14 protein-coding genes are annotated in these 14,311 nt (G+C 67.5%); 7 read left to right on the top strand and 7 right to left on the bottom strand.

Features of this window, described 5'->3' with window-relative positions; translation table 11 throughout:
* Nucleotides 1–6 precede the first annotated feature (6 nt).
* From argB to slmA, 3 genes are read left to right on the top strand one after another with little or no spacing between them, the layout of a single operon-like run.
* Nucleotides 7–936 carry an acetylglutamate kinase gene (gene argB / locus AC1Q7Q_RS16315; RefSeq protein ID WP_006162725.1) on the top strand — a complete coding sequence of 310 codons (930 nt, stop codon included), beginning with the start codon at nucleotides 7–9 and terminating at the stop codon, nucleotides 934–936.
* A 57-nt stretch (nucleotides 937–993) separates the two neighbouring features.
* Nucleotides 994–1,974 carry an HAD-IA family hydrolase gene (locus tag AC1Q7Q_RS16310; protein WP_492373912.1) on the top strand — a complete coding sequence of 327 codons (981 nt, stop codon included), beginning with the start codon at nucleotides 994–996 and terminating at the stop codon, nucleotides 1,972–1,974.
* The gene (slmA, locus tag AC1Q7Q_RS16305; protein ID WP_043343042.1) at nucleotides 1,971–2,630 is read left to right on the top strand and encodes a nucleoid occlusion factor SlmA; all 660 of its coding nucleotides are present in this window, start codon (nucleotides 1,971–1,973) and stop codon (nucleotides 2,628–2,630) included. The genes AC1Q7Q_RS16310 and slmA overlap by 4 nt, the downstream gene beginning before the upstream one ends.
* 54 nt (nucleotides 2,631–2,684) lie before the next feature.
* On the opposite strand, the gene AC1Q7Q_RS16300 is transcribed toward slmA, so the two are convergent.
* The 5 genes from AC1Q7Q_RS16300 to creB form a co-directional block, all read right to left on the bottom strand.
* Nucleotides 2,685–3,506 carry a DUF817 domain-containing protein gene (locus tag AC1Q7Q_RS16300; protein WP_492373954.1) on the bottom strand — a complete coding sequence of 274 codons (822 nt, stop codon included), beginning with the start codon at nucleotides 3,504–3,506 and terminating at the stop codon, nucleotides 2,685–2,687.
* A 103-nt stretch (nucleotides 3,507–3,609) separates the two neighbouring features.
* Complete coding sequence (locus AC1Q7Q_RS16295; protein WP_492373913.1) at nucleotides 3,610–4,167, bottom strand: metal-dependent hydrolase; 558 nt, start codon at nucleotides 4,165–4,167, stop codon at nucleotides 3,610–3,612.
* A gap of 16 nt (nucleotides 4,168–4,183) precedes the next feature.
* Nucleotides 4,184–5,614 carry a cell envelope integrity protein CreD gene (creD, locus tag AC1Q7Q_RS16290; protein WP_492373914.1) on the bottom strand — a complete coding sequence of 477 codons (1,431 nt, stop codon included), beginning with the start codon at nucleotides 5,612–5,614 and terminating at the stop codon, nucleotides 4,184–4,186.
* Nucleotides 5,615–5,724: 110 nt separating this feature from the next.
* On the bottom strand, nucleotides 5,725–7,167 hold the full coding sequence (gene creC, locus AC1Q7Q_RS16285; protein WP_492373915.1) for a two-component system sensor histidine kinase CreC: 1,443 nt from the start codon (nucleotides 7,165–7,167) through the stop codon (nucleotides 5,725–5,727).
* Nucleotides 7,168–7,208: 41 nt separating this feature from the next.
* Nucleotides 7,209–7,907 (bottom strand): two-component system response regulator CreB, encoded by a 699-nt coding sequence (gene creB / locus AC1Q7Q_RS16280; protein WP_492373916.1) that lies wholly within the window; start codon nucleotides 7,905–7,907, stop codon nucleotides 7,209–7,211.
* Between the two features lie 357 nt (nucleotides 7,908–8,264).
* On the opposite strand from creB, the gene metX reads away from it, so the two are divergent.
* Nucleotides 8,265–9,437: a homoserine O-succinyltransferase MetX gene (gene metX / locus AC1Q7Q_RS16275; RefSeq protein ID WP_416050246.1), complete on the top strand. Its 1,173-nt coding sequence runs from the start codon at nucleotides 8,265–8,267 to the stop codon at nucleotides 9,435–9,437.
* Nucleotides 9,434–10,045 carry a methionine biosynthesis protein MetW gene (gene metW / locus AC1Q7Q_RS16270; RefSeq protein WP_416050247.1) on the top strand — a complete coding sequence of 204 codons (612 nt, stop codon included), beginning with the start codon at nucleotides 9,434–9,436 and terminating at the stop codon, nucleotides 10,043–10,045. The genes metX and metW overlap by 4 nt, the downstream gene beginning before the upstream one ends.
* 40 nt (nucleotides 10,046–10,085) lie before the next feature.
* Here the strand turns inward: metW and AC1Q7Q_RS16265 are convergent, their stop codons facing one another.
* Nucleotides 10,086–11,003 carry a LysR family transcriptional regulator gene (locus AC1Q7Q_RS16265; protein WP_492373917.1) on the bottom strand — a complete coding sequence of 306 codons (918 nt, stop codon included), beginning with the start codon at nucleotides 11,001–11,003 and terminating at the stop codon, nucleotides 10,086–10,088.
* Between the two features lie 121 nt (nucleotides 11,004–11,124).
* On the opposite strand from AC1Q7Q_RS16265, the gene AC1Q7Q_RS16260 reads away from it, so the two are divergent.
* Together AC1Q7Q_RS16260 and AC1Q7Q_RS16255 are read left to right on the top strand one after the other, a co-directional pair.
* Nucleotides 11,125–12,063 carry a DMT family transporter gene (locus tag AC1Q7Q_RS16260; protein WP_492373918.1) on the top strand — a complete coding sequence of 313 codons (939 nt, stop codon included), beginning with the start codon at nucleotides 11,125–11,127 and terminating at the stop codon, nucleotides 12,061–12,063.
* A 98-nt stretch (nucleotides 12,064–12,161) separates the two neighbouring features.
* Nucleotides 12,162–12,992 (top strand): acyl-CoA thioesterase, encoded by an 831-nt coding sequence (locus tag AC1Q7Q_RS16255; RefSeq protein ID WP_492373919.1) that lies wholly within the window; start codon nucleotides 12,162–12,164, stop codon nucleotides 12,990–12,992.
* 60 nt (nucleotides 12,993–13,052) lie between these two features.
* On the opposite strand, the gene AC1Q7Q_RS16250 is transcribed toward AC1Q7Q_RS16255, so the two are convergent.
* On the bottom strand, nucleotides 13,053–14,309 hold the full coding sequence (locus AC1Q7Q_RS16250) for a muropeptide transporter (RefSeq protein WP_174426061.1): 1,257 nt from the start codon (nucleotides 14,307–14,309) through the stop codon (nucleotides 13,053–13,055).
* Nucleotides 14,310–14,311 lie beyond the last annotated feature (2 nt).

Here is a 14,311-nt window from a genome sequence, read left to right as displayed (position 1 = left end):
TCACGGATGTCCCTTGCCATGAACGCCGACACCCCTGGGCCTGCCGCTACCGCGGTGGCCGCAATTGCCCCAGCCCTCAAGGCCGAAATCCTTGCCGAGGCGCTGCCCTATATCCGCAAGTTCCACGGCAAGACCATTGTGGTCAAGTACGGCGGAAACGCGATGACCGAGGAAAAGCTCAAGCACGGCTTCGCGCGCGACGTGATCCTGCTCAAGCTGGTCGGCATGAACCCGGTCGTGGTTCACGGCGGTGGCCCGCAGATCGACGAAGCCCTGAAGAAGGTCGGCAAGGTCGGCACGTTTATCCAGGGCATGCGCGTTACCGATGAAGAGACCATGGAAGTGGTCGAATGGGTGCTTGGCGGCGAAGTGCAGCAGGACATCGTCATGCTGATCAACCAATATGGCGGCCAGGCCGTGGGCCTGACCGGCAAGGACGGCGGCCTGATCCGCGCCAAGCGCCTCAAGATGCCGGACCGCGAAAGCCCCGGCGCCTTCATCGACATCGGCTTCGTGGGCGATATCGAGGCCATCAACCCGGCGGTGGTCAAGGCCCTGCAGGACGACGCCTTCATCCCGGTGATCTCGCCGATCGGCTTTTCCGACGACGGCCAGGCCTACAACATCAACGCCGATGTGGTGGCGGGCAAGATGGCCGAGATCCTCAAGGCCGAGAAGCTGGTGATGATGACCAACATCCCGGGCGTGATGGACAAGGCCGGCAACCTGCTGACCGACCTGTCGGCGCGCGAGATCGAGGAACTGTTCGCGGATGGCACCATCTCCGGCGGCATGCTGCCCAAGATCTCGTCGGCGCTGGACGCGGCCAAGAGCGGCGTGAATTCGGTGCACATCATCGACGGCCGCATCGAACACTCGCTGCTGCTTGAAATCCTGACCGAACAAGCGTTCGGTACCATGATCCGTTCGCACTAGAACGCATCTACGGCAGCGCGCGCCGCGCGCTGCCGCTTCACTTCTTTTTCTTCCTGCGTGCCCACTATTTCCCCGCCCTTGCGCCGCAGCCTGCGCGGTGCGCGCCGACGCCGCCCCGCGGGCGACAATTCCGGCCGCACGGTCTGGCTGTTCGACCTCGACAACACGCTGCACGACGCGTCGCATGCGATCTTTCCCGCCATCAACCAGTTGATGACGGCGTATGTCGCGCGCGTGCTGGGCAGTGACGAGGCCATCGCCAGCGAGGTTCGGGTGAAGTACTGGCAGCGCTATGGCGCGACGCTGCTGGGCATGATCCGCCACCACAACGTGGACCCGGCCGACTTCCTGCGCGCCGCGCATGATTTCCCCGAACTGGCGGAGATGGTGCGGGTGCAGCGCGGCCTGGTCGGCCACCTGCGCCGCCTGCCCGGGCGCAAGATCCTGGTGACCAACGCACCGGAGCAATACGCGCGCGCGGTCATGAAGGTGGCTGGCATCCAACAGTGTTTCGAGCGGGTGGTCGCGATTGAGGACATGTGGGTGCACGGCCATCTGCGGCCCAAGCCGGACCGGCGCATGTTGCGCCGGTTGCTGGTGCAGCAACGGGTGGCGCCGCACCGTGCGGTGCTGGTGGAAGACACGTTGTCCCACCTCAAGCGCTACGCGGGCACGGGCATTCGCACGGCCTGGGTGACGGGCTACCTGCGCACGCTGGCGCCATCGCGTCCGCACGACGTGCCGATGCCCGCGGGCTCCGCGGTGGCGGGCGCCAGCGGTGACGCCGTGCTGCGCAGCACGCTGGATGCGCAGGACCGGCAGCACACCGGCCACGCCGCGCAGGAACATTCGGTGACGCTGGTGGCGGCCGAGACGCAGGATCCGCCCGCGCTGGCGACTGGCACGACAGCGCCGCAGGCGCTGCCGGCATCGGCGCCGCGCGTGCGGGCGCGGATCGTAAATCGCCCCGGCTATGTGGACGTAAAAGTACAATCCATGCATCAACTCCAACGACGAATGCGGAGAATCGGGTCATGATGCACAGTAACGGGCACCCATCGGGTGCGGCTCCGGCCGCTGCCGGGCAGGGCGCAGGCGCGGACGGGGCGCCGGCACGCAAACGCCCGCGTCCTGGCGAGCGGCGTGTGCAGATCCTGCAGACGCTGGCCGGGATGCTGGAAGTGCCGCGCGGGGAAAAGGTCACCACCGCGGCGCTGGCGGCCAAGCTCAGCGTATCGGAGGCGGCGCTGTACCGCCATTTCGCCAGCAAGGCGCAGATGTTCGAAGGCCTGATCGGCTTTATCGAGCAGACCGTCTTCGGACTGATCAACCAGATCACCACCCAGGAAGAGCATGGTTTGCGCCAGGCGCACGCCGTGGTGCGCATGCTGCTGTCCTTTGCCGAGAAGAATCCCGGCATGACGCGCGTGCTGACCGGCGAAGCGCTGGTGGGCGAGCATGATCGCCTGCAGGAGCGCATCAACCAGGTAGTGGACCGGATCGAGGCCTCGCTGCGGCAGTGCCTGAAGATCGCCATCAGCCAGGGTGCGTTTCCGCCCGACGCCGATGTGCCGGTGCGCGCCGCGCTGATCGTGGCGACCGTGCAGGGGCAGTGGCATCGCTATGCCAAGAGCGGCTTTCGCAAGCTGCCGAGCGAGAACGCGGACGCGCAGTTGCGCGTGTTGCTCGGCTAGGCCGCGCCATCGGCCATGAGAAAGGGCAGGCTCGCGCCTGCCTTTTTTTCGTCATCAGGCCGCCGGCACATGGATGCTGGCCTTGATGTGCTTCAGGTTGGCCACGATGGTAAACGTCATCACGATCAGCAGGGACCAGGAACTCCACTTGCCCACATGCACCGCCGACCACGCGCCAAGCTGGTTGGGGTAGTGCCATACCGCGAAGAACGTGCTGATGTTCTCCGCGATCCAGACGAACAGCCCGATCAGCACGAAGGCCAGCAACAGCGGCATCTCGCGCTCGCGGTCCAGCGGGCGGAAGCGGACTGTGGTGCGCGCGTACAGGCCTGCGATGCCACAAGCCAGGTACCAGCGGTAGTCACCGATAAAGTGATGGGTGAAGAAGTTCGCGTAGACCAGCGCCGCCATCAGGCCCGCCATCCAGTACGGCGGGTGATGGCGCACATTCACGTCCAGCATGCGCCAGGCCTGGATGATGTAGCTGCCTACCGCCGCGTACATGAAGCCCGAGAACAGCGGCACGCCCAGCACCTTGGTGTACGCAAAATCCGGGTAGCTCCAGGACTGGATGCCACCCGAGACCTTGAACACCTCCAGCGCGAAGCCCACGACGTGGAACAGGCTGATGGCCTTTAGTTCGTCCAGCGTTTCCAGGCGCGCCCACACCATCGCCGCCTGGATGCCGAGCGCGGCTGCCAGCAGCAGGTCGTAGCGCGGGATACCAAGCAGGCCGCCGCGCGGGACAGCGAACACGCAGAGGAAGAACAGCCCCGCGAACAAGCAGGAGCGCGCCTCCTTGACGCCGAAGGCCAGGAACTCGCACAGCCCGCGCCGCGCGCCGGTGAGCGCAAGGCCAGGGCGTGGCGCGGTCAGGATACGGTCGAGCCGGTTATGCGCGGGGCCATGGCCGTAGTGCAGCCCAGGGCGCAAGCGGGGCGAATCGCGCATGCGTGTAGCGGTGGTTGTCATGCTGGCGTCAGTCCGCACAGGCGCGCACCGGCACGCGGCGATCGACAGGCCTGATGCGATCGCACCAGCGGCGCAGCGCAGCACCGAGCGTGGCGAACGCCAGCAGCGGCAGGCCGATCCACGCACACTCCAGCCAGAAGCGCGCAGCGCCAAACAGGCCCGCGCCGGCCAGCGGCAGCGGCCGCCATGGCAAGGTCACGCGCTGCGCCGTCACCGGGTAGAAGAGCGCCGTGCCGATGCCGCGGTCGGTCAACAGGTCCAGCAAGGGATGCGACACGGTGCTCAGTGCGATGAACAGGAACGCGATGCCGCGCTGCCAGCCGCAGCGCCGCGCCGCCAGCGCGGCCAGCAGGCCAAGCGCCACCGCGAAGCCGATCGAGTGGGTCAGGCCGCGGTGGCCCAGCAAGGTGTTGTAGCGCACCCCGGCGTACCAGACGTTGAGCATGTCGACATCCGGCACGATGCTCGCCGCGACGCCAGCCAGCACCAGGCCGGCCGGCACCCGCCGCCGTCCCAGCACGGCCGCCAGCGCGAGTGGCGGGGCGCAATGAAGGTAGGTTGGCATGGCGTTGCGCCTTCGTTCAGGCTGATGCCGAGGCGGCAGCGCCGGCGTCTTCTTCGCCGGCCGGGGCGGCAGGCTTGTCGCGCAGCGGCTGCCATGCGGCGCCCGCGGCGTACCAGTCGATGCGCCGGGTCATGACCATGATGGCAGCCAGGATCACGAACATCAGCAGCGAGCCCAGCATCAGCGCATTGTCCTCCGACAGCAGCAGGCCATAGAGCGCGCCGTACAGCACCGTCAGCAGCGTGGCAAAGGCCAGCCCGCGCCGCCAACTCTGCAGCACGAACGACAAGTAGAAGCCCAGCAGCCCGATGCAGGCACCGCTGGCCGCCAGGTAGGCCAGCGCGAACGAGATATGCTCGGACAGGCTCAGCAGCAACAGGAAGAACACCGCGAGCGCCAGGCCCACCAGCAGGTACTGGATCGGGTGGATGCGCAGGCGCTTGATGAGCTCGAACATGAAGAAGCCAGCGAAGGTCAGCAGCACGAACATGGCGCCGTACTTCACCGCGCGCTCCGCCTGCAGGTAGATGTTGACCGGATCGATCAGCGTCACCGACACCGTTTCCAGCGTGCCGTCGCCCGAGCCAGCGAGCTGGCCGCGAGCCTTGGTGTTGTACGAGGTCACGCTCCAGTTGCTGCGAAAGCCTTGCGCGGTCACGCTGCGGGTGCGAGGCAGGAAGTCACCGTCGAAACTCGGATGCGGCCAGGCGGAATCGAGCGAGATATCGTTCTGGTCGCCCACCGGGGTGAAGGCCAGCGACTGCGCGCCCAGCAGCGGCAAGGTCAGCGAGAACGGCACCACGCGCTGTGCCTGCGCGGACCTGCCATCCAGGCCGGGCTTGGCGGCCTTGGCGGGCGGCAGGTCGATCTCGGCGTGCAGGCCTTGGGACAGGCTCTTGAGCAGTGCGCCTTGCTCCAGCTTAAGCGCCTTGCCGTCCAGCTCGAACGCAGGCGCCGCCATCAGGCCGCGCGTGTCGCTGATGCCGATCGTGATGTATGGCTGGCCCACCTCAAAGCCGACGTGGCCGGCCGAGCGCGGCAGCTCGGCCGGATCGGGCAGCGCGATGGTGCCCTGCCAGCGGCTTTGCATCTCGTACACTAGCACCTTGTGAATGCCGCGATAGCGCTCGCTCGGCGTGACCTCGCCCTTGACGCGCAGCGTGGTGGGGAAGACCAGCAGCTGCCCGGCCTCCGCCTGCAGCACGGTGGCATTCGGCCGCTTGGGGTCGCTGCTGTCCGTCACGCGCAGGATCTCCTTGTACGGCAGCACCAGCACCGGGCCGGTCAGGGTTTGCGGGCCGGCGTAGCTCTGCCAGACGCTGCGCACCGCTTCCTCGCGGTAGTGCTTGCGGTCCTGCACGGCGTTGCCCACGAGGTGCAGCGGGATCAGGATCAGCAGGATCAGGAACGCCGTGATGGCGGACTTGAAAAACAGGATTCGGTTCATGGCGGCAGGCGCGCGGGAGTGACGATGCCGCTAGCTTAGGCTTGCCATGTGAGCCGCCGCGGAAGCCTGCGTGAAGCGATTCGCGCGATTGTGTGTTGAGTGTGAAGCCGCTATGCCGCAGGCAGCGTCAGCGTCGCGCACGCGCCACCCTCGGCGCGGTTGGCCAGCGTGATGTCACCGCGATGCAGCGTGGCGATCTCGCGTACGAAGCACAGGCCCAGCCCGGTGCTCTTGTCTTGCCCGCCGGGGCGCGGCAGCGAGTAGAAACGCTCGAACAGGCGCGGCAGCGCATAGTCGGGAACGCCGGGGCCGTGATCGGTGACGCGCACGGCGATCATGTGAGCGGGCTCATTGCCGTGCGCCACGGACACGTCGACCGTGCTGGCCGCTGGCGCAAAGTCGATGGCATTCTCCAGCAGGTTGCCCAGCGCCTGGTGCAGCAGGAACGGATCGCCTCTCACCACCGCTGCGGGCTGGCCCGGCGGCAGCAAGCGCAGCGTCAGGTCGCGCTGGCGCGCGCGCGGCTCCAGCTCATGCAGCAACTGCTCGATCAGCGGCTCCAGCGCAACCGGCGCGTGGGTCTCCAGGCTCTGGCGTTGCTCCAGTGCCGCGAGCGCCAGCAGCTTGCGGATCATTTCCTCAAGCCGCTGCGCCTGCCGCCGGATATTGGCGACGAAGCGGTTGCGGTCGGCGGCCGGCATGTCCTCCTGCAGCAGCTCGGCGGCGCCGCCGATGGCCGCCAGCGGGCTCTTCATCTCGTGCGTCAGCGTGTGGATATAGTGCTCGACGTACTGCTTGTCCTCCAGCCGCAGGCGCATGCTCTCCACCGAGCGCCCCAGCTCGGCCAGCTCGCTGGCGCCGCGCAGCGGCATCTCGGCACGCTCGCCCGACGCCACCGCACGCGCGTAGCGCTGCAGGCGGCGCAGGCCGTGCACCAGCCACAGCGTGCAGGCCAGGCCGATCACGAACGCACCGCCCATCAGCAGCAGGCCGTTGAGCAGGATCTTGCGCTGGCTGCGCTCGATGAACGGCGCCATGGTCACATTGGGCTTGGCCACGGTCAGCACGCCGATGGTCTTGTTGCCGTCGCGGATGGGTGCTGCCACGTGCATCACCGTGCTGGCGTCGTCGTCGGGGTTGGCGCGGGTGCTGCGCGCGCCGTACTCGCCGCGCAGCGTGCGGTAGACGTCGTTCCAGCGCGAGTAATCCGCGCCCACGGCTGCTTCGCCGGAATCGAAGCGCACGATGCCGCGCTCGTCCGTGATGTAGATGCGGTAGCCCACCGCATCCTTGTGCATGCCCCACACATTGGCGTCGACCTTGTCCTCGCGCAGCCGCGCCAGGCGGCGCGCGAAGGCGCCGTTGGCAATGCGGCCGCTCTTCATGTCGTCGGCGGCCAGCACCGCCAGCACGTGGGCGGTGTCGACCAGCGTGTCTTCCATGGCCTGCCGCACGCCGGGCTTGACCTCCTGCACGAACACCCGCAGCGTGAGGAAAGCCGCCAGCCCGACGATCAGGAAGAAGCCGAGGAAGATGCGAAGCCCGATATGCATGCGTGGCCGTGGTTGGGTTGTGAATAAAGTGGAAGCGCGGCTCAGCTTTCGAGCGAATACCCCATGCCGCGATGGGTGCGGATCGAATCGCACTCGGGATCGAGCGCGCGCAGCTTGGCGCGCACCGTCTTGATATGCGTGTCGACGGTGCGGTCGATGGTGTCGACCGCGTCGTGCCAGACCAGGTCCATCAGCTGCGCGCGCGAATAGATGCGCCCGGGGTGCTGCAGCAGCAAGGCCAGCAGCCGGTACTCGTAGCGGGTCAGGTCGAGCCACTGGCCGCGCCAGGCCAGGCGCGCGCCGTCGGCATCGAGCGTGAAGCCTTCAGGCGGCGCCGGGGCTTGCACCGGCTCCTGCGCTGTTGCGCGCTTGCCGGCACGCCGCAGGATCACGCGTACCCGCGCCGCCAGCTCGCGCGGCGAGAAGGGCTTCACCACATAGTCGTCGGCGCCGATCTCCAGGCCGACGATGCGGTCGATTTCCTCGTTGCGCGCGGTGAGGAAGATCACCGGCACATCGGAGAAGGTGCGCAGCGTGCGGCAGACTTCGAAGCCATTGATGTCGGGCAGGCCCACGTCCAGGATCACCAGGTCCGGCGCCTGCGCGCGCAGGCGCGCCAGTGCGGCGCTGCCGAGCGCGCAGTGCTCGACCGTCATGCCTTCGGTGGATAGCGCATAGAGGATGGTGTCCGCGATCGCGGATTCGTCTTCGATGACCAGGATGCTGGGTGGTTTCGTCAAGGCTGGATTGGCGTTTGGTTAGCGTCTGGCGGCGCGCCGCCGCCGGCGCGTTTGTTTGCTCTATAATAAGCGGGTCGCGCCGATTTGAAGACTGGCTTGCGGGCGCGCGGCGGCATGGTAACCCCTGGAGGATTGGTTTTGGGGGTTCCGGCAGCCAATATAAATGCGGCTAAAGAGGTGGGTCGGTTCCCTGCCACGCAAGGCACCGGCACGCGGGACGCAAGACCCGTGCAAAACCCGATTTGGCTGCGCCGTCGTTGATGCTGTGCTTGATGTCAGGTTTGATGTCATCCGCAGGCAACGTCCACGCAAGGCCGGTCGGGTTTTTTTACGCCTGTTTGCCAACGGGCTTATTCCATGACAGACGTAGCTCCGCCTCCTGCCGCGCTTGCCCTGCCGACCGACTCGGTCGGCATCGTCGCGCCGCAGTGCATGCATTTCACCGAGCCGTTGAAGCTGCGCAACGGCACCTCGCTCGCCGACTACGACCTGATGGTCGAGACCTACGGCACGCTCAACGCCGCCCGCTCCAACGCTGTGCTGGTGTGCCACGCGCTTAACGCCTCGCACCACGTGGCCGGCGTGTACGAGCACGACCTGCGCGATGTCGGCTGGTGGGACAACATGGTCGGCCCGGGCAAGCCGCTCGACACCGACCGCTTCTTCGTCATCGGCGTCAACAACCTTGGCTCCTGCTTCGGCTCGACTGGCCCGATGAGTGCCAACCCCGCCACCGGCCAGCCCTACGGCGCCACCTTCCCGGTGGTCACCGTGGAAGACTGGGTCAATGCCCAGGCGCGCGTGGCGGACCGGTTCGGCATCACCCAGTTCGCGGCGGTGATGGGCGGCAGCCTGGGCGGCATGCAGGCGCTGGCCTGGAGCCTGATGTACCCGGATCGGCTGCGCCACTGCATCGTGGTGGCCTCCACGCCCAAGCTGTCGGCGCAAAACATCGCCTTCAACGAGGTCGCGCGCAGCGCCATCCTGTCGGACCCGGATTTCCACGGCGGCAACTACTACGCGCACGGCGTCAAGCCCAAGCGCGGCTTGCGCGTGGCGCGCATGATCGGCCATATCACCTACCTGTCCGACGAGGACATGGCGGAGAAATTCGGCCGTGAGCTCAAGACCGATGACATCCGCTTCTCCTTCGATGTCGAGTTCCAGGTGGAGAGCTACCTGCGCTACCAGGGCGACAAGTTTGCCGAGTACTTCGATGCCAACACCTACCTGCTGATCACGCGCGCGCTCGACTACTTCGATCCGGCGCTGGCCTTCGGCGGCGATCTCACGCGCGCGGTGTCGCAGACGCAGGCCAGCTTCCTGGTGGCCAGCTTCACCACCGACTGGCGCTTCGCCCCCAATCGCAGCCGCGAGCTGGTCAAGGCCCTGCTCGACAACAAGCGCCCGGTCAGCTATGCGGAGATCGATGCGCCGCACGGGCACGATGCCTTCCTGCTGGACGACCCGCGCTATCACAACCTGATGCGCGCCTACTACGAACGCATTGCCGAGGAGATAGGCGCATGAATGCCGCGGCCAACCCCAATATCCTGGCGCTGCGCCCCGACTTCCGCGCCATCGCGCGCTGGATCGAGCCCAATTCCACCGTGCTCGACCTGGGCTGCGGCGACGGCAGCCTGCTGCGCGTGCTGCAGGACGAGCTCGACGTGCAGGCCTACGGCATCGAGATCCAGGACGAAGGCGTGCTGGCATGCGCGCAGAAGGGCGTGCATGTGATCCAGCAGAACCTGGAAGGCGGCCTGGCGCTGTTCGAGGACAAGAGCTTCGATACGGTGATCCTGTCGCAGACGCTGCAGACCATCCACAACACTGCGCAGGTCCTGCGCGAGACGCTGCGGGTGGGGCGCGAATGCATCGTGTCCTTCCCCAACTTTGGCTACTGGCCGCACCGGCTGTCGGTGTTCCGCGGGCGCATGCCGGTGTCGGAGGCGCTGCCGTACCAGTGGTACAACACGCCGAACGTGCGGGTGCTGACCATCAGCGACTTTGAGTCGCTGGCGTCCAAGGTCGGCCTGCGCATCCTCGACCGCGTGGTGATGCACGAGGGCGTGACGGTCAACTGGGGCTCGAACTGGCGCGGCAGCCTGGCGGTGTATCGGGTTTGCGCCACCTGAGCCGGCGAGGGCGCGGGGCTGCGCTCAGCGGTCCGCCGCGCTAGTCGCTGGTCTCCAGCGCGGCCTGCGCCACCAGGTAGTCAATCAAGGCGCGCACCTTGGGGGCCAGGTGGCGGGTTGGCGTGTAGACCGCGAAGGCCGTGCCCACGTAGGGTTCGAGGATTTCCCAGTCGTCCAGCACCGGTACCAGGCTGCCCGACGCCAGCGCCGCGGCGGCCGAGAAGTCCGGCACCAGCCCGATGCCCCCGCCGGCCTGCGCCATGGCGACAATGGCCGCGCTGTTGTTGAGCGTGACCTTCGGCGGGATGCGCAGCGCCACGGTCTGCCCGTCGCGCTTGCGCCGCAGGCTCCAGCGCTCGCCAAAGGCGCCATAGCCCAGGTAGAGGCAGCGATGCCCGGCCAACGCCGCCGGCTCGGCTGGCGTGCCATGCCGCGCCAGCCAGCCGGGTGCTGCCACCAGCCGGTAACGCACCGCGCGGATTGGCCGCGCCGCCAGCCCCGGCGCCAGTTCGCGCGCAATGCGGATGGCCACGTCCACGCCTTCTTCCACCAGGTCCACCAGGCGGTCCGCCAGTGTCAGTTGCAGGTCCAGCGCGGGAAAGCGGTCCAGCAGGGCCGGCAGCCGCGGCGCCAGCCAGGCCTGCCCGAACACCACCGGTGCGCTGACCCGCAGCACGCCGTGCGGCTCGCCGCCGTGGTCGCTGGCCAGCGTGCTGACTTCCTGCGCCGCGGCCACCATCCGGGCGCACGCGGCGTGCACTGCCTGTCCGAGCTCAGTCAGGGTGAAGGCGCGCGTGGTCCGTTGCAGCAGGCTCCCGCCGATGGCCGCTTCCAGCCGCGTCACATGGCGGCTGACGGCGGAGGGTGTCATGCCAAGCTCGCGGGCGGCGGCGGAGAAACTGCCGCATTCCACCACCCGGGCGAACACGGCCATGGCGTTGAGTTGCGCGACCGGCATGGACTGGTTCCCGTATTTGTGATTACAGATCAAATAGTAATTGCTTATCGGATGGATTGTTGACCTGAGTGCACGATGGAACAATGACGTCCAAGCGTACGAAGCTCCGTAGGAGACATCCATGAATATCGATCGATCTGGCGCCGCCGTGGTTTCCCCGGCCGCCACCCCGGCCCCGCAGGCCACGGAACCCGCCCGGCGCGGCGGTGCCTGGCGCATGGTGGCCGCCATGGCCCTGTCGGGCACCATCGGCTGGTTCGTGGTGACCAGCGGGCAGTCGCCGCTGGATGTGGTGTTTTTCCGCTGCATCTTCGGCGGCGCCGCGCTGCTGGGCACGCTCGCCCTGCGGCGCGGCTGGCAGCCCATGCGCGCCCGCGACTGGGGCTGGCTGGCGCTGGGCGGCGTTACGCTGATCCTCAACTGGCTGGCCTTGTTCTCTGCCTATTCGTACAGCGGCATCTCGGTGTCCACCGTGGTCTATCACACCCAGCCCTTCTTCCTGCTGCTGCTGGCGGCGCTGTTCCAGCGCGAGGCCATCGCGCCCGGGCGGCTTGCCTGGCTGGTGCTGGCCTTTGGCGGCGTGGTGCTGATTACCGGGCTGGAGCACGGCGGTGCCACCGGCGGCATGCTGGCCGGGGTCGGGCTGGCGATGCTGGCGGCGTTGCTGTACGCCATCACCACCATGGCCACGCGCCGGCTCAAGGGGATTCCGGCGGGGCAGATCGCGGGCCTGCAGATGGCGATGGGGGTGGTCACGCTGTTCCCCCTGGCGCATCCGGCGGTCGAGACGTTCGGCGGGCGGACCTGGGGGGCATTGCTGGCGCTAGGCCTCGTGCATACCGGCGTGATGTACACGCTGCTGTATGGCGCCTTCCAGCGCCTCAACGTGCTGTCGATCGCCACGCTCTCGTTTGTCTATCCGCTGGTGGCCATCGTGATTGACGTGCTGGTGTTCGGGGTGGTGCTCACGCCGCTACAGCTCGCTGGCATGGCGCTGATCCTGTTGGCGGTGATCGGCAACCAGCTCGGCTGGAATCCGCTGCGGCGGGCGCGGGGCTGACCCGGCGGCGGATTGGAGGGGCGCCCGGTTGACGCGGTGTCAGCGCCTGTCTGCCGTTTGCAGTATTATCGAACGATCGTACTTTTTTGGTCCCCAACATGTCCGCCACGCCAGCCAGCCAGACCATCCATTCCTTCGACCACGCGATCGCGCTGGAGCCGGCGGGAGGCAATCTTTTCCACGGCCGCACCACGCCGGCCTACTGGAACATGATCGGCCCCTTCGGTGGCATCACTGCGGCCACCTTGCTGCAAGCCGTGCTGCAGCATCCCGAGCGGCTGGGCGATCCGTCCGCGCTGACCGTCAACTTTGCCGGCCCGATCGTCGAAGGGCCGTTCGTGATCGAAGCGCGTCCGGTGCGCACCAACCGCAACACCCAGCACTGGACCATCGAGCTGCGCCAGGGCGATGAAGTGGCCACCACGGCTACCGCCTTCTTCGCCGTGCGCCGCGAGACCTGGAATTGCGGCGAGGCCGTGTTCCCGCAGGTGCCGCCGGCAAGCGATGTCGCCCCGATGGCCGGTTTCGCACCGGTGCGCTGGCTGGATGCGTATGAGTTGCGGCCGGTGCGCGGCGCCAAGCCGAATGTCGAGGCCGGCACCGAGAACCCGGACAGCGTGACCCAGTTCTGGCTGCGCGACGCGCCCGCGCGTACGCCGGACTTCGCCGCGATGGCGGCATGGTGCGACACCTTCTACCCGCGCATCTTTCTCAAGCGCGCGGGCTTCGTGCCGGCCGGCACGGTGTCGCTGACCACGTATTTCCATGCCGACGCCCCGACCCTGGCCGCGCTGGGCAACAGCCACGTGCTGGGCAGCGCCCAGGCGCAGGTGTTCCGCCAGGGCTTCTTCGACCAGAGCGCGCAGATCTGGAGCCCGCAGGGAGAACTGCTCGCGACCTCGCACCAGATCGTCTACTACAAGCAGTAAGAGGCCATTCTGAAACAGCCTCCAGGCGAGTAAGCGTTCGTGCTGCCGGGTGTCGGGGGGCTAGGCCGCGGCGCGGGCCCGGGCTTCGTAGCGATGCACGGTGTTGCGCATCGCCCATAGCAGCACGACGCCGGGCACCGCCGCCACCACGGTACTCAGGTAAAAGGCCGACCAGCCGAAGGCCTCCACCAGGTAGCCCGAGCTGGGGCCAACATAGACGCGCCCGACCGAGGCCAGCGCCGAGAGCAGCGCGTACTGGGTGGCCGAGAACGAGCGGTTGCACAGCGTCATCAGCAGCGCCACGAAGGCCGCCGTGCCCATGCCGCCACAGAGGTTCTCCACCGCGATGGTGGCGCCCATGGTCCACAGGTGCGGCGGCGTCACCGCCAGGATCCAGTAGCCGAGGTTGGACACCCCCTGCAAGATGCCGAACAGCATCAGTGAGCGGTACAGGCCAAGGCGCACCATCAGCGTGCCGCCGAACAGCGCGCCCACAATGGTGGCGGCCAGCCCTAGCGTCTTGTTGACCAGGCCGACTTCACCGGCCGAAAAGCCCACGCCGCGGATCAGGAAGGTGGTGGACAGGCTGCCGGCAAACGCATCGCCCAGCTTGTAGAGCACGATCAGCAGCAGCAGCCACCAGGCGCCCGGGCGCGAGAAGAAGTCGCGCAGCGGGCCCAGGATGGCTTCCTCCATGGAGCGTGGCGTGCGCGCCGGCGATTCCGCCTCGGGCGCCCACAGCAGGCTGACGATGCCGATGCCCATCAACCCCGCCATGAGCAGGTACATCTGCTGCCAGCCCATCACGCGGTCGGCCAGCCACAGTGCCAGCCCGCCCGACACCAGCATCGCCAGCCGGTAGCCCAGCACCTTGACCGCCGCTCCCACGCCACGCTCCGGCGCGCGCAGCACGTCGGTGCTGTAGGCGTCGAACACGATGTCCTGCGAGGCAGACAAGAAGGCCACCAGCGTGGCCAGCGCCGCCAGTGTCCACAGCGCCTCGTGCGGCGGGCAGAAGGCCATGCCCGCGATGCCCAGCACCAGCCCGATCTGGGTCACCAGCAGCCAGCCGCGGCGCCGGCCCAGCAGCGGCGGCGTATAGCGGTCCATCAGCGGCGCCCACAGGAACTTGAAGATATAGGCCTGGCCCACCAGCGAGAAGAAGCCGATGGTCTTGATATCCAGCCCTTCCACCGTCATCCAGGCCTGCAATGTGCCGGAGGTGAGTGCCAGCGGCAGCCCGGACGCGAAGCCCAGCGTGAGCATGGCGCCGATGCGGCGATTGCGGAAAATGTCGAGATAGGCTTGAAAGGTCATGA

The organism is Cupriavidus sp. GW823-FHT07A04, assembly GCF_058794615.1.
The sequence above is the reverse complement of the archived record's forward strand: the minus strand, read 5'-3'. Positions and strand labels throughout refer to the sequence as shown.

Coding starts and splice junctions, on each gene's coding strand:
- argB (WP_006162725.1), top strand. CDS start 7: ATGTCCCTTGCCATGAACGCCGACACCCCTGGGCCTGCCGCTACCGCG.
- slmA (WP_043343042.1), top strand. CDS start 1,971: ATGATGCACAGTAACGGGCACCCATCGGGTGCGGCTCCGGCCGCTGCC.
- AC1Q7Q_RS16295 (WP_492373913.1), bottom strand. CDS start 4,167: ATGCCAACCTACCTTCATTGCGCCCCGCCACTCGCGCTGGCGGCCGTG.
- creD (WP_492373914.1), bottom strand. CDS start 5,614: ATGAACCGAATCCTGTTTTTCAAGTCCGCCATCACGGCGTTCCTGATC.
- creC (WP_492373915.1), bottom strand. CDS start 7,167: ATGCATATCGGGCTTCGCATCTTCCTCGGCTTCTTCCTGATCGTCGGG.
- metX (WP_416050246.1), top strand. CDS start 8,265: ATGACAGACGTAGCTCCGCCTCCTGCCGCGCTTGCCCTGCCGACCGAC.
- metW (WP_416050247.1), top strand. CDS start 9,434: ATGAATGCCGCGGCCAACCCCAATATCCTGGCGCTGCGCCCCGACTTC.
- AC1Q7Q_RS16265 (WP_492373917.1), bottom strand. CDS start 11,003: ATGCCGGTCGCGCAACTCAACGCCATGGCCGTGTTCGCCCGGGTGGTG.
- AC1Q7Q_RS16260 (WP_492373918.1), top strand. CDS start 11,125: ATGAATATCGATCGATCTGGCGCCGCCGTGGTTTCCCCGGCCGCCACC.
- AC1Q7Q_RS16255 (WP_492373919.1), top strand. CDS start 12,162: ATGTCCGCCACGCCAGCCAGCCAGACCATCCATTCCTTCGACCACGCG.
- AC1Q7Q_RS16250 (WP_174426061.1), bottom strand. CDS start 14,309: ATGACCTTTCAAGCCTATCTCGACATTTTCCGCAATCGCCGCATCGGC.